Below are 14,519 nucleotides of genomic sequence, written 5' to 3' on the forward strand. Positions count from 1 at the left end.
TTATTCCACTCCTCTGCTCAATGCTTGATAGATGGTTGCAACATTATGTTCATACATCCCAATATATGTTCCTTCTTTCGATTTCGCATCGCCCATAGCATCAGAGAATAATTCTCCTCCAAGTTCTATATCAAGCCCTTGTTTTTTTGCTCCTTCCACAACCGCATTGACGGAGGCTGGGTTAATGCTGCTTTCAACAAAAACTGCTGGAACTTGATGCTCTACTAGTAATGCAATAGTATCCTCTATATCCGATAACCCAATTTCAGCTTCCGTACTTAAACCTTGTAAACCAACAACCTCTATATCTAGCATTCTTCCAAAATAACCAAATGCATCATGTGCTGTAACTAATACCCGCTTATCTTCAGGCAATGATTCCATTTGTGTTTTTGCTTCTTCTTTTAACGAATCTAATTTCGCAAAATATTCCTGTTTATTTTGTTCAAAATAGTCACTATTATCAGGTGATGCTTTCTTTAACTCGGTTGTTGCAGCATCAAGTGCCTCTTTCCACAAATCAACATCAAACCAAATATGGGGATCAATCGCTCCTTCTTCATCCTTCAAAAGCTTCTCCTCTGCAATAACATCCCCGATCGCAAGAACTGGTTTTGTTTTGCTGATTTCTGCAAAAACCTTTACCATGTTGGCCTCTAGATGCAACCCGCTATAAAAAACGATATCCGCCCCATCCATTTTCTGGATATCTCCTTGTGTCGCTGTATACAAATGTGGATCCACTCCAGGTCCCATTAAGCTTTGCACCTCTACTTTGTCGCCGCCAATAACCGACATAGGCTCTGCAATTTGCGCAATTGTAGTAACAATCGTAAGCTTACCATCTTCTTTAGATCCCGTTGATTCAGCTGAACATCCTGTTAGAAAAACAAACGACATTAGCAATCCTGTTAGTATCAATTTCCACATTATTTATTCCTCCTTTTCTTTATCTCAACAAATATACCCATTGGACAATTTGTTTCCTCAAGGAAACTTTTATGTTTATATACAAAATACTTAACTATCCGAAAAATGTCAATGATTTAATCATAATTAGGTAAATTTTTTTAAGTAACTTTACTAACATTCAATAAAAAAGATGCCTTTATTAACAGCATCTCTCTTAAAAACTATTTTGTTATCCAAATATCTTCTCCCATAACTCCACAAGAAAGAATTTCACTTCTACTTCCTCTTCTTTTTCTCCTTCTACAAATACAGGATCTTGTTTCTCTTCCGCTTTAGTTTGTTCTTTCTTTTCTTCCTTTGCTGGTTTATCTGCCTTTCCTTCTTTCTTCTCAGCTTCCCCTTCCTCAAATCCATCACTTACCGCAACTCCATTAGAGAAATCCAAGAAGCATAATGGTGGGAAAAGAACACACCACCAATTGGCCCCTTCACCTTCTCCTAAAGTAATTAGAATGGCATCATATTGACCAGCTGGATATAAGAACTCCCCATAAAGCTTTGTTGGAAAATCTACTTTATCAAACGTAACATTTACGGCTTGGTTGGCATTTTCATCTTCTACTACTCTTTCTGCAATCTGTTGAATCTCTGGTAACTTTTCCTTCAATAAGTCTTTAGCCACTTCTTTAGAAGTTAATTCGGAAACCCAGTTTGTAATTTCCTCATTTACAGCATCTCTTACTTTTCTTTTTAACTCCTGATCATCTTCCTTATCACTATTCGCTAATATTCTTAGACGAATCGCATCGTTTGGAATAATTACTTCATTATTAGCTGTCACTTCATTTTTGGGAATATATAAACTCATCATTGTAGATAAAATAAGTACAAATAAATAAATAGTTGCCATCGGTTTATTTTTCATCTTTAGCACCGCCCCTTCACTAACACAGTGTGGGCAGATTAATAGAATCTTAAACTAGTAAATTTCATTTTTTTAGAGTAATTTTTGTAGATTTGGAATTTGCCCTCATTTATCTTGCGGTTCTGCTGCTTTTTCTTGCGATTCCCACACTTTTACTTGCGACCTCCTCTCTCTTTCTTACGATTTTCACACTTCTACTTGCAATTCCACCCCTCTTTCTTGCGACTCAACCTCTCTTTCTTTAACAACGGCTCATCCCCAAATAAAAAAGGCATATGCTATACACCGTATAACCGTGTATAGCATATGCCTTTTCTACTGCCAGCATCCCACAAATCAAAAGCCCACTTCTGCAAATACCATGCGATCTTTGCCATTGATATCATATTGAACTTCTACTTTTGCCTGAGGGAAGGCGGCTTCTAAAAGCTTTGCAACAGCATCGCTCTGGCCTGCGCCTACTTCGAAGCCGATAATAGCTTTTTCCTTGACGACTTGAGGTAGTTCTTCACATAGCCTTTTATATAAAAGGAGTCCATCCTCTCCAGCGAACAGTGCTCTATGCGGCTCGTGCTCAGTTACAACGTCAGACATCGTCACAACATCCCTTTCTGGTATATAGGGAGGATTGGATAGTACAACATCAAAGCTCTTCCCTTGAGCAATAAAAGGCTGTAATAAATCTCCTTGTACAAAATCTATTGGCTCTGCCCCTAAATTCGCAGCATTCTGCTTTGCAACAGCTAAAGAAACTTCATAAAGATCACTAGCTATCACCTGCAAGGATGGACATTCTAACTTCATAGTCACAGCAATTGCACCACTTCCTGTCCCCACATCTATTAGCTTTAAGTCCGCACCTTCTCCAAACAGTCTATCTATCCGCGTAAGTGCGGATTGTACAAGCTCTTCCGTTTCTGGTCGAGGAATGAGCACTTCCTTATTCACCTTAAAAGCTCTGCCATAAAAGTCTTCTTGACCAATAATATATTGGACTGGTTGTCCTTCAGCATGTAAGGAGACTAACTTTTGGAAATCCTTAAATTGTTCTTCATCTATGTCTTCACGAAATTTTATAAGCAATTCAGATCTACTCACTTGTAAAGAATGCCTTAATAATAACTCCGCTGCATATTCTTCTCTATTATGCTCCTTTAAATAAGAAGAAGCCCATTTGAGGGCCTCGAATACCTTACACATCAGAAGCACTTTCCAAACGACTAGATTGTTCTTCAAAAATGAGGGCATCGATTATATCATCCATTTTCCCTTGAAGAATCTGGTCTAACTTTTGAATAGTTAATCCGATACGATGGTCAGTCACACGGTTTTGCGGGAAATTATACGTACGAATACGTTCAGAGCGATCCCCTGTTCCAACTGCAGATTTACGTTGTTGATCATATTCTGCTTGTGCTTCTTGCTGGAATTTATCATAAACACGCGCACGTAATACTTTCATTGCTTTTTCTTTATTTTTTATCTGTGATTTTTCATCCTGACAGGAAACGACTGTACCTGTTGGAAGATGCGTTAAACGGACAGCAGACATCGTTGTATTAACACTTTGCCCTCCAGGACCACTAGAAGCAAATGTATCTACGCGTATATCTTTTTCATGGATTTCAATCTCTACTTCTTCTGCTTCAGGCAAACAAGCAACTGTTGCAGTAGACGTATGGATACGTCCGCCAGATTCCGTTTCCGGCACACGTTGTACACGGTGGGCCCCATTTTCAAACTTTAATTTGCTGTATGCCCCTTTTCCGTTAATCATAAAGATGATTTCTTTGTAGCCGCCAACACCCGTTGAGCTCGCATCAATGACTTCCATCTTCCATCCTTGCGCCTCCGCAAAACGGCTGTACATACGGAAAAGATCTCCTGCAAATAAAGCAGCTTCATCCCCTCCAGCAGCACCTCTTATTTCCATAATAACGTTTTTATCGTCATTAGGATCTTTAGGAATTAATAATATTTTTAAACGTGCTTCTAGCTCTTCAATACGTGCAGCCGTTTCATCCAATTCCTCTTTTACCATTTCACGCATTTCAGGGTCTAGCTTTTCTTCCAGCATTGCTTTAGCTTCTAAATGCTGTTCTTTTACTTCTTTATATTCACGATAAACTTCTACTGTTTCTTGAATATCCGATTGTTCTTTCGAATAGTCACGCAGTTTTTTTGTATCATTCACAATTTCAGGATCACTTAATAATTCATTAAGCTTGTCATAACGATCCTCTACAGCTTGAAGACGATCAAACACACTATTCACCTCGTTTTTATCCATAACGTACTCATTATATTATAGGCTATTTTCCTCGTCAAAACCAATTCTTATGAAAAATAGCGTATTAGTTAAATAAACAGAAGAATGTAAAGCCAATTTTTTTATTATCTATTATAATAGATATAACACTAAAAAGAGAGGAAATGAACTATGTCCCTAACAAACCATTCCATTTATGAATATGTGATGGACAAGGCACCCTCTATTACGAAAACTTGGTTTGCTATTAAAGATGGAGAACCAGGCTCTATTTATTCAAAAAACTCCTCCCCTGCTGTTGAAAAATTGCTAAAAAAACAGCATGCTTTTACCATTCAGACTGTCATCAGTGCATTTCTAGAGGATGAAAGCATCTTTGCTAATAACCTAGAAGTATGGGCAAATGAGGTTGCTAAAAGCAGGGTAGAACTAGCAACGCCAGTTCATGAAGTATTAGAGGCATTAAGCATCACCAGAAAAGCAATATGGAATACAATTGAACAGTTTATCCTGGAGCATAAAGAGGTTTCAACAGCCTTAGTTTTACAATGGAGCTCTAAATATCAATCTACTTTTGATCAATTGACAAATCAATTTACCAGTATGTATCATGCTTTTACAAAAGAAAAAATCCACTCGCAGGAGGAGCTTATCCAACAATTAAGTGTTCCTGTTATCCCAATTACTGAATCGATTGGTGTTCTTCCCCTAATCGGTGACATTGATAGCCTACGGGCAAAACTAATATTAGAAACCGTTCCTGTACGCTGCAAAGAGGAAGGCATTGAGCATTTGTTCATTGATTTATCAGGTATTTCTTCCATTGATACAATGGTTTTGCATGAGTTAATGAAACTAACAAAAATACTTTCTTTTATTGGTATCGAGTCTACTATTTCTGGACTCAGTCCTGATACTGCTCAAATGATTGCTGCCTTGGGAATTAAATTAGGAAAGGTTTCCACATTTAGTACGCTCAAACAAGCGCTATCTTTACAGGGAAAATCTTTAGAAGTCGCAGCCTCCAGCATAAATGCACTGCCTTTTCGCAAAGCATAAACCATAAAAAACTCCGCTAAATTGTTTACACCACTCAGGAAATTGATTTCCTGCGTAACAATAAATGATTTAGCAGAGTTTTTACTCTTTTTCTATTGAACTAGTAAATTCGAAATTAGAATCCTTTATTCAGAATCTCTTCTCCTACAAATTCATCACGTATCTCGCCAACAATTTCTTCTAGAATATCCTCCATTGTAACAAGACCTACAATTACGCCTCTTTCATTTTTCACTAGAGCCATATGCACTCTCTCTTGCTGCATTTTAAGAAGAACATTTTTAATAGGCGACGTTTGAAGAAAAATAGGCATCTCATGAATAAATTCTTCCATTTTTGTTTCTCTTCCCGCTACCACATTTGTTAGCATCTCTTTTGTATTTACATACCCTACTAGCTTTGTACCATTCTTTGTAACAGGATAACGAGTGTATTCTTGTTTATCCAAGACTGTCAGCATCTCTTCCAGTGACATTTCTATTTCTACATTTACAATTTGTTCTCTCGGAATCATAATTTCTTTGAGAATTCGATTATCGAAAGCAAAAATATTCTTTAAATAAGCTAATTCTGTTTGATTGATTTCGCCACTCTCGTAACTTTGAGTCACAATCAACTTTAATTCCTCTTCCGAATGGGCTATTTCATGTCCAGTTGGTTTGATACCAAACCAACCGAGGATCGCTCTTGATGATCCATTTAAAGCATGGATAATCGGCTTTGTAATCCGCCCAAACCAATATAAACCAGGAGCAAGCATCAACGTCATTTTTTCAGCATATTGAATAGCCAATGTCTTTGGAGCTAATTCTCCGACTACAACATGTAAAAAAGAAACAACAGATAAAGCAATTGCATAGGAGAGTACTGTTGATAAAGCATTAGGCACATCAAACCTCTCAAATAAAGGATGAAGAATTTTTTCTACTGTCGGTTCTCCTAATGCTCCTAAAACCAATGCCGTAATGGTAATTCCAAGCTGACAGGCAGATAAATAATAATCCAGGTCATGCGCTACTTTCTTTGCAGTAATTGCCTTTTTATTCCCCTCGGCAATAAGCTGATCCAATCGTGACGTTCTTACTTTTAAAATAGCAAATTCCGCCCCAACGAAAAACGCCGTTAACATAATAAATACTGCTACTAAAAACAAATTCAATAGTATTATACTGTCCAATTATTTCCCTCTTTTAAAGGGATTCACCTCCATGAGTTATCGATAAAGCAGTTTTGACATCTAGATTGTTTTAAAAGCGTTTTGTATAAGGCTAACCTCTTTGATTTGATAATTATCCATATCGGTCACTGTCCATAACCGGTCCCCTTGTTCTACTTGATCCCCAATTTTCGCTGTATCTAATAGCTGATATTGAATCCAACCGGCAATAGTATCAAGTTCTTCCCTTTCTTCAAATGGAATACCAAAACGTTCTTCTAGTTCATCTAGCAATACACGGCCATTAATGAAATATTTATCTTTACCTGACTCCCGGATGTCCGCCACTTCATCTGCATCAAACTCATCACGGATTTCTCCAACAAGTTCCTCTAATATATCTTCCATTGCCAATATACCAGAGGTACCACCATACTCATCAATAACCAATAACATATGCACTCGCTCCTGCTGCATTTTTAACAGAGCATCCTGCAATCTTGTTACTTCTAACACAACAGGAAGGTCGCGAACGAATTCGTCTAATTGACGATTTCTTCCCCAAGCCATCTGTGTTAGCATTTTCTTTACATTCACGACACCAATAATATGATCTTTATCTCCATCCTCTGTTACAGGATAACGCGTATAATTATGCTCATCCAAGACTTTTACAATCTCTTCATAAGACATATCTTTATTTAGTGTTACCAACTCTGTTCTAGGAACCATAATATCCTTCGCTACTCTTTCATCAAAGGAGAATACATTTTCCATATACTCAAGCTCTGTTTGGTCAATTTCTCCACCTTGATAGCTCTGTGTCATTACTATTTTCAATTCTTCTTCAGAATAAGCCTGTTCGTGCTTAGCAGGTTTAATCCCCATTAAACGAAGTACTACTTGTGCCGAACCATTCAATGCCCATATAAAAGGTTTCATTACCTTACCAAACCAATATAATGGCGGTGCCAGCAACAAGGTTAATTTCTCAGCGAATTGAATAGCAAGTGTTTTCGGAGCCATTTCTCCTACCACCACATGCAAGAAAGTTACCAATGCAAAAGCAATAGCATAGGAAGCAACTGAAGCAACAGAGGGAGAAGCATTCAGTAAATTAAAGATTGGATACAATAGTTGCTCAATTGCCGGTTTCCCTAAAGCACCAAGACCAAGCGCTGTTACGGTAATACCTAATTGACAGGCAGAAAGATAGTAATCTAACTCACTTGCTACTTTCTTCGCCATAATGGCCTTCTTATTTCCTTCTGCTATTAACTGATCAATTCTTGACATACGAATTTTAACAACAGCAAATTCAGCACCAACAAAGAAAGCTGTTAGCGCTAATAATAGCACCAGTAAAAATAAATTGATTATCGTTATTATGTCCAATTATTTCCCTCGTTTCGAGGGATTCACCTCCAGGAATGGTTACATTAAAGACAGTAATTTCATTACGTCTAATAATTTTGTTTCAAGTGTACGATACACTTTCTTTTTCTCTTCCTGCGGCGCATCTTTCAATCGTTCTTCCAAAGAGGCCAGTTTTTTATGCAAACAGGCAATTTCGTCCTGTACCTCATCCATTATTGGTTCAATTTCTTGGTCTTCCATTGAATGAATAACATTTCGTATTTCTCCAATCGACATACGTTGTTTTTTCAAAAGTTTTATTCGTTCCAATGTATAGAGAACATCTTCGGAATACAGGCGATAATTGGAATCAGATCGCGTCACCGGAAGCAATTTATTACTTGTATAATAATCAATCGTTCTTGTAGATAATCCACTTAATTTCGCCACTTGGCCAATACGCAATAACGCCTTCCCAATGAAAAAACCCCTTTCTGTTTATAAGTTAATTATATAGTAACATGAAAAAAAAAATCCGTACAGTATTACGTTATGGTTTATCATTCACGTTGTTACTGAATATAACTAAGTATAGCGAATGACTTCCATGAGTTTTATCAATTCTACGGTTTTGTACGGCTTTTCGAGCTTTTTTATAAACAATAAAAAAAAGCTCCCGTTAAGAAGGACCAACCATTCCTAACAAGAGCTTTTTCTTATAAAGCCGTTGAGGTATTATCTTTATTTGCTTTCTCTGTACTTCTAGGTACTTCATGATGATGGCGACATCTTGGTTCATAAGATTCAGAAGCACCTACTAAAATTACAGGATCTTCGTAGTTAGCTGGGGCACCATTAATCAACCTTTGTGTTCTGCTTGCTGGAGAACCGCAAACGGCACAAACTGCCTGAAGCTTCGTCACTAATTCTGCGATCGCCATTAATTCTGGCATTTTTCCAAATGGCTCGCCTCTAAAGTCCTGATCTAAACCGGCACAAATCACTCGATGGCCACTATTTGCTAAATGTTGTATAACTCCAATAATTTCATCATCAAAAAACTGCACTTCATCTATTGCAACTATCTCTATATCGGAAGTAACATATTCAAAAATGTCGGCTGATTTACTAATAGGAATCGCATTAGTTGCAGTTCCATTATGGGAAACGACAGATTTTTCACTATAGCGATTATCGATACTTGGTTTAAACACTATAAACTTCTGCTTAGCAAATTGCGCTCTTCTTACACGACGGATGAGTTCTTCTGATTTTCCTGAAAACATACTTCCGCAAATAACTTCTACCCATCCATGATGTTTCATTACATACATGAAACCGCTCCTTCCTAGATAAAACAACTTGTCTCTTCCATTACTCTATTTATATTTTTCTAATTAATAGTCAAGATATGAAAATCACTATTCATATTCTCTCTTACATACTTTAACAGCTATCCATGCTAATGGAAATAATAGATTCACTTCAAATATCATTTTTTCACTAGCATCTCGAGTGAAAAATAGAAGAAAAATAACATAAGATACTTAAGAATAAAAGTTATATCATGACTTTCATTCTTAAAAATCCTACTATCAGTCCAAATAAAAAACAGGCAAGGAGAAGTAACTTCTTGCCTGTTCTTGATATTCCATATTACTTAAGACCGTATTTTTTGTTGAAGCGATCAACACGTCCGCCAGCTTCAGCAAATTTTTGACGTCCAGTATAGAACGGATGGCACTCAGAACAAGTTTCAACTTTGATTTCTTTTTTAACAGAACCAGTTTTGAACTCGTTACCACAAGCACATTTCACCGTAATTTCGTTATAAGTTGGATGAATTCCTGTTTTCATTCCTTTTCATCTCCTTCCGCCCTGCAACTTTCGAAACAGAGTTCTAAAACAGTGCTTAGACACTGTAATTGTAAAACACATTGATTATATTATAACAAGTACATTCTTGTTTTGCAACACTATTAACCATGCATTAATTACCAAATATTGAAAAATACTGAAAGCTTTCCATCATAGAAATAAACTATTTAAAATCACTTCTATATATTTAGGAACGTTTAGCAGTTCCTGCTTTCATTTGTTCACCAAGGATCGCAAAGAAATCCTCATTGCTTTTCGTTTGTCTTAATTTTCTTAAGAACTTTTCAGCAAAGTCTGGTGAATCAGACATTGACTTACGAATAGCCCATAGCTTGTCTAAATGTTCTTTAGGAATCAATAGTTCTTCTTTCCGTGTTCCAGAGCGTCTAATATCAATAGCAGGGAATATTCTTCTTTCTGCTAATGCACGATCTAAATGAAGCTCCATATTACCTGTTCCTTTAAATTCTTCATAAATAACATCGTCCATACGTGAACCAGTATCAACTAATGCTGTAGCCAATATCGTTAAAGAACCGCCTTCTTCGATATTACGTGCAGCACCGAAGAATCGTTTTGGTCTATGGAATGCCCCTGGATCAATTCCTCCCGATAAAGTTCTTCCACTTGGAGGAATGACTAGGTTATATGCACGTGCTAATCTTGTGATACTATCCATCAAGATAATAACATCACGTTTATGTTCCACAAGACGCATTGCTCTTTCTAATACTAATTCAGCAACTTTAATATGATTTTCGGGAACTTCATCAAATGTTGAGCTAACAACGTCTCCACTTACAGATCTTTCAATATCTGTTACTTCTTCAGGTCTTTCATCAATGAGTAAAACAATCAGCTCTGCCTCTGGATGATTTGTTGTAATACTATTTGCTATTTCCTTAATCAGCATTGTCTTACCTGCTTTAGGAGGAGCTACAATCAGACCACGTTGTCCAAAGCCAACAGGAGCTAACACATCCATTATTCTAGTAGATACATTTCTCTGTGTTGTTTCTAAATGTATTTGACGATTCGGGTATAGAGGTGTTAAGGCTGGAAAATGAACTCTTTCTTTCGCTGACTCTGGATCGTCTCCGTTAACAGCTTCTACTTGAAGTAAGCCAAAGTATCTTTCGTTTTCTTTAGGCGGGCGAACTTTCCCTGAAACTTTATCTCCATTTCTCAAATCAAATCTTCTAATTTGAGATGCTGAGATATAAATATCTTGTGAACTTGGAGAATAATTAATCGGTCTTAAGAAGCCAAATCCTTCTGACTGAATAATCTCTAGAACGCCTTCCATGAAGAAATAGCCTTCTTGCTCTGCTCTTGCTTTTAAGATGGAAAAAATCAGTTCCTTTTTAGTTAACTTACTGTAATAGGCAACTTTATATTCGCGAGCTAATTCATACAGCTCTTTTAATTTCATATTTTCTAAACTAGATATATTTAATCCCATTTTTACACCACTCTTTTATATTTTCAGTTATCCCTACCATTTATTTCGAAATGTGGGAAGGTTATTCTTCTGTTTGAGGCGAAAGCTTTTTTGAAGAGAAATTTTGATGCGAGAAATAATTAAAGTGAAGGATGGAAAAGAAGAATCCTGCTTCTTCTCCAGCTATCGATAAATCGTATACTTTCATTTTCTTATAACTTTTTCATAAGAATGGCTGTCTTTCAATAAAGCGGAAGGAGCCGTGATTTGAATATAAATTTATCTTAAGAGGAGTTTTTATTTTATCCTTCATGTTTCTATTAGCTTCGACGAGAATCAATTAAAAGCAATCTCTATTTTACCTCCATCTACGAAAAATGTGCAACAAGAATTTTTTTACCAACACTTGTTCACTCCATAATGGAAGCAGAATATGGATGAAGTTTCGTTTTTCATCCTTCTTTTTTAGGGTCTTTCGAAAAGGAAGGTATGGAGGAAGCTTAATGAATATTCCCGTATTGGAGGACATTTATTCTTTCATAAACAAATTTAAAAGGATGGTCCCTACATGCCTTTAGTAGCAAAAATCTGCTTTTAAAATACGTATAAATAATTTATCTAGACTTATTTTCTTTTTCCAAAAAGTTATTAATGAATTTAGAACAGAGGGAACTTCCTCCCCTGCTATCCTATATTGGCTAATAACTAGAAAAAGGTTCAACACATGATTCGAATAACACGGCGCTGTACTAGTTCACAATTGATTAGCCATTATTTATTTGTTCATATTCCTCTTCGGTCATCTTTTCTCGCCATATTGTCGCCCCTAAACCAGTAAGTTTTTCTACTATATGGCTGTACCCTCTATCAATATGCTCAAGACCTGTAATTTCTGTCACTCCATCTGCCATTAGCCCTGCTATTACTAAGGAGGCACCAGCACGTAAGTCACTTGCTTTTACTTTGGCACCTTGCAAATGAACTGGACCATTAATAATGGCAGATCGTCCCTCTACTTTTATTGTGGCATTCATTCGACGCAGCTCATCAATATGTTTAAATCTAGCACCGTAAATTGTATCTGTAACCATACTTGTACCATTTGTCTTTGTTAAAAGGGATGTGAATGGCTGCTGAAGATCTGTTGGAAACCCAGGATATACAAGTGTTTTTATATCTACTGGTTTCAAAGAATTATTGGAGCTGATAAACACTTGTTCATCACTTGATTCTATCGAGACTCCCATCTCTCTTAATTTCGCAATTAAAGACTCTAAATGTTGGGGGATTACATTATCCACAAGCACACCATCTCCAACCGCTGCTCCAATAATAATATACGTACCTGCCTCGATACGATCCGGAATAATAGTATGACGGCAACCATGAAGATGATCTACCCCTTCAATCCGAATCACATCAGTCCCTGCACCTTTTATTTTCGCTCCCATATTGGTTAAAAGTGTTGCCACATCAATAATTTCCGGTTCTTTAGCTGCATTTTCAATGATGGTTTTCCCTTTTGCTCGTACTGCTGCAAGCATAATATTAATTGTTGCCCCTACGCTTACTACATCTAAGTAAATTCTTGCTCCCCTTAACTCATCTGCCCGAAGATAAATGGCTCCTTGTTCATTTGTAACCTGTGCACCAAGTGCTTCAAATCCTTTAATATGCTGATCTATCGGTCTTGGTCCTAGATGACAGCCACCAGGTAAGCCAATTACCGCCTTTTTAAATCGTCCTAGCATGGCTCCCATTAAATAATAAGAAGCACGCAATTTTTTTACCTTCCCATTCGGCATAGGCATAGAAATCATAGAAGAGGGATCAATTGTTATATCAGACTCTGATATAGATACCGTTCCACCTAACTCTTCCATAATCTCTTTTAATATCTGAACATCTGAAATGTCAGGCAGTCCCTCAATTGTAACGGGAGATTCAGCTAAAATGGTTGCTGGAATAAGTGCCACTGCACTATTTTTTGCACCACTCACTCTAACCGTTCCTTTTAAAGGTGATCCACCTGCAATCATAAGTTTTTCCATTTCTAGCTCCCTTCTAAGCCAATGCAAAAGTACGAATTCTGCTATAAGTTAATCAAGATGAGGCTTGGATGTAGAATCTTGTTTGAATTACTGTTACTTATTATACCAAATATTAAGACTCAATGGAAAAGTATATATGTATGAACTTTACGTTCTATTGTGTTAACAAAGTACAAACATTTTTAGTATTACCTATATAAGGAGTCCTGATACTTGGAACCAATTCATCGACAACTTTCTTTTACTATAATCTTCCACTTTCATATACGCTTTTTCCATAAACAAGTCATGATATCCCTTGGTAATTCACAAATCAACTGAAACCGCTCGCTTGATGATTGCTAGTAACCTTTTGGAATATAAATAGGGAAGTTATTTTCGAAATATTTACCTACGCAATTATTTGAAGATATTACCTTTCCCCCCTTCCAAAAACAGCTTTTTTTGAAGAATGCCATAAAAAAAAGGATATCCTTTAAGGGTCTGCCCCTAAAAAGATATCCTCTCTTTCCTACAAATAAAATTATGCTTTATTAGAAGAACCAAATTCTTTGATTTTGCCGATTACAGTTGCTTTAATCGCATCACGAGCAGGTCCTAAGTATTTACGTGGATCGTATTCTTCTGGTTTAGCAGCTAATGTTTCGCGAACTGCTTTTGCAGAAGCAATTTGGTTTTCAGTGTTAACGTTGATTTTAGCTGTTCCTAAAGAAATAGCTTTTGTGATATCTTTAGTTGGGATACCAGTACCACCGTGTAATACTAATGGTAAACCAGTTAAGTTACCGATTTCTTCCATTTCTTTGAAACCTAAGTTAGGCTCACCTTTGTAAGGACCGTGAACAGATCCTAAAGCAGGAGCTAAAGTGTCAATGCCAGTACGTTTAACAAGTTCAACACATTCGTTAGCATCAGCATAAATTACACCTTCAGCTACAACGTCATCTTCTTGTCCACCAACAGTACCAAGTTCTGCTTCTACAGAAACACCTTTAGCATGTGCATATTCTACTACTTTAGAAGTAATTTCAACGTTCTCATCAAATGGATGGTGAGAAGCATCGATCATTACAGATGTAAAGCCAGCATCGATTGCTTCTTTACATTTTTCGAAACTTGAACCGTGATCTAAATGAATAGCAACAGGAACTGTGATGTTATAGTCTTCCATTAAACCTTCAACCATTTTTACAACAGTTTTGAAGCCACCCATATAGCGGCCTGCACCTTCAGAAACTCCAAGAATAACTGGAGATTTTTCTTCTTCTGCAGCTTGAAGAATTGCTTGAGTAAACTCAAGATTATTTAAGTTAAATTGACCAACAGCATAGCCTTCTGCTTTTGCTTTGTTTAACATGTCTTTCATTGAAACTAAAGGCATATTTCTTCCTCCTTATTTAATGATCGTTCTTTTTTACAAGAGAATCTTTATTAAATTTCCCAAAGGAAAGTTGAATATGTATATAATACCT

Annotated in this window: 13 protein-coding genes; 1 reads left to right on the plus strand and 12 read right to left on the minus strand. The window is 36.7% G+C overall.

Annotation, left to right across the window (positions count from 1 at the left end):
• The 4 genes from C2I06_RS16865 to prfA all read right to left on the minus strand — a co-directional run bounded on the left by C2I06_RS16865 (position 1) and on the right by prfA (position 4,103).
• The gene (locus C2I06_RS16865; RefSeq protein ID WP_095329569.1) at positions 1-930 is read right to left on the minus strand and encodes a metal ABC transporter solute-binding protein, Zn/Mn family; all 930 of its coding nucleotides are present in this window, start codon (positions 928-930) and stop codon (positions 1-3) included.
• 211 nt (positions 931-1,141) lie between these two features.
• Complete coding sequence (spoIIR, locus tag C2I06_RS16870) at positions 1,142-1,837, minus strand: stage II sporulation protein R (protein ID WP_123258491.1); 696 nt, start codon at positions 1,835-1,837, stop codon at positions 1,142-1,144.
• A 336-nt stretch (positions 1,838-2,173) separates the two neighbouring features.
• Positions 2,174-3,037, minus strand: coding sequence for a peptide chain release factor N(5)-glutamine methyltransferase (gene prmC, locus C2I06_RS16875; protein WP_123258492.1), 864 nt, complete (start codon positions 3,035-3,037; stop codon positions 2,174-2,176).
• The gene (gene prfA, locus C2I06_RS16880) at positions 3,030-4,103 is read right to left on the minus strand and encodes a peptide chain release factor 1 (RefSeq protein ID WP_095329566.1); all 1,074 of its coding nucleotides are present in this window, start codon (positions 4,101-4,103) and stop codon (positions 3,030-3,032) included. Before prfA ends, prmC begins: the two co-directional genes overlap by 8 nt.
• A 174-nt stretch (positions 4,104-4,277) precedes the next feature.
• Here prfA and C2I06_RS16885 point away from each other — a divergent pair, with 174 nt between their 5' ends.
• Complete coding sequence (locus C2I06_RS16885) at positions 4,278-5,165, plus strand: STAS domain-containing protein (protein WP_095329565.1); 888 nt, start codon at positions 4,278-4,280, stop codon at positions 5,163-5,165.
• 115 nt (positions 5,166-5,280) lie between these two features.
• Here C2I06_RS16885 and C2I06_RS16890 read toward each other — a convergent pair whose 3' ends face one another.
• From C2I06_RS16890 to C2I06_RS16925, 8 genes are all read right to left on the minus strand, one after another.
• Positions 5,281-6,342 carry a hemolysin family protein gene (locus tag C2I06_RS16890; RefSeq protein ID WP_095329564.1) on the minus strand — a complete coding sequence of 354 codons (1,062 nt, stop codon included), beginning with the start codon at positions 6,340-6,342 and terminating at the stop codon, positions 5,281-5,283.
• A 60-nt stretch (positions 6,343-6,402) separates the two neighbouring features.
• The gene (locus tag C2I06_RS16895) at positions 6,403-7,716 is read right to left on the minus strand and encodes a hemolysin family protein (protein ID WP_095329563.1); all 1,314 of its coding nucleotides are present in this window, start codon (positions 7,714-7,716) and stop codon (positions 6,403-6,405) included.
• Positions 7,717-7,755: 39 nt separating this feature from the next.
• Complete coding sequence (locus tag C2I06_RS16900) at positions 7,756-8,142, minus strand: MerR family transcriptional regulator (protein WP_095329562.1); 387 nt, start codon at positions 8,140-8,142, stop codon at positions 7,756-7,758.
• A 251-nt stretch (positions 8,143-8,393) separates the two neighbouring features.
• The gene (locus tag C2I06_RS16905; RefSeq protein ID WP_047940757.1) at positions 8,394-9,011 is read right to left on the minus strand and encodes a thymidine kinase; all 618 of its coding nucleotides are present in this window, start codon (positions 9,009-9,011) and stop codon (positions 8,394-8,396) included.
• A gap of 322 nt (positions 9,012-9,333) precedes the next feature.
• Positions 9,334-9,534 (minus strand): 50S ribosomal protein L31, encoded by a 201-nt coding sequence (rpmE, locus tag C2I06_RS16910; RefSeq protein ID WP_047940758.1) that lies wholly within the window; start codon positions 9,532-9,534, stop codon positions 9,334-9,336.
• A 208-nt stretch (positions 9,535-9,742) separates the two neighbouring features.
• Positions 9,743-11,017, minus strand: coding sequence for a transcription termination factor Rho (gene rho, locus C2I06_RS16915; protein WP_095329561.1), 1,275 nt, complete (start codon positions 11,015-11,017; stop codon positions 9,743-9,745).
• A 743-nt stretch (positions 11,018-11,760) separates the two neighbouring features.
• On the minus strand, positions 11,761-13,047 hold the full coding sequence (locus tag C2I06_RS16920; RefSeq protein WP_095322022.1) for a UDP-N-acetylglucosamine 1-carboxyvinyltransferase: 1,287 nt from the start codon (positions 13,045-13,047) through the stop codon (positions 11,761-11,763).
• Positions 13,048-13,570: 523 nt separating this feature from the next.
• Complete coding sequence (locus tag C2I06_RS16925) at positions 13,571-14,428, minus strand: class II fructose-bisphosphate aldolase (RefSeq protein ID WP_047940761.1); 858 nt, start codon at positions 14,426-14,428, stop codon at positions 13,571-13,573.
• Between the last annotated feature and the right edge of the window lie 91 nt (positions 14,429-14,519).

Source organism: Niallia circulans, from assembly GCF_003726095.1.
Taxonomy (GTDB): domain Bacteria; phylum Bacillota; class Bacilli; order Bacillales; family Cytobacillaceae; genus Niallia; species Niallia circulans_A.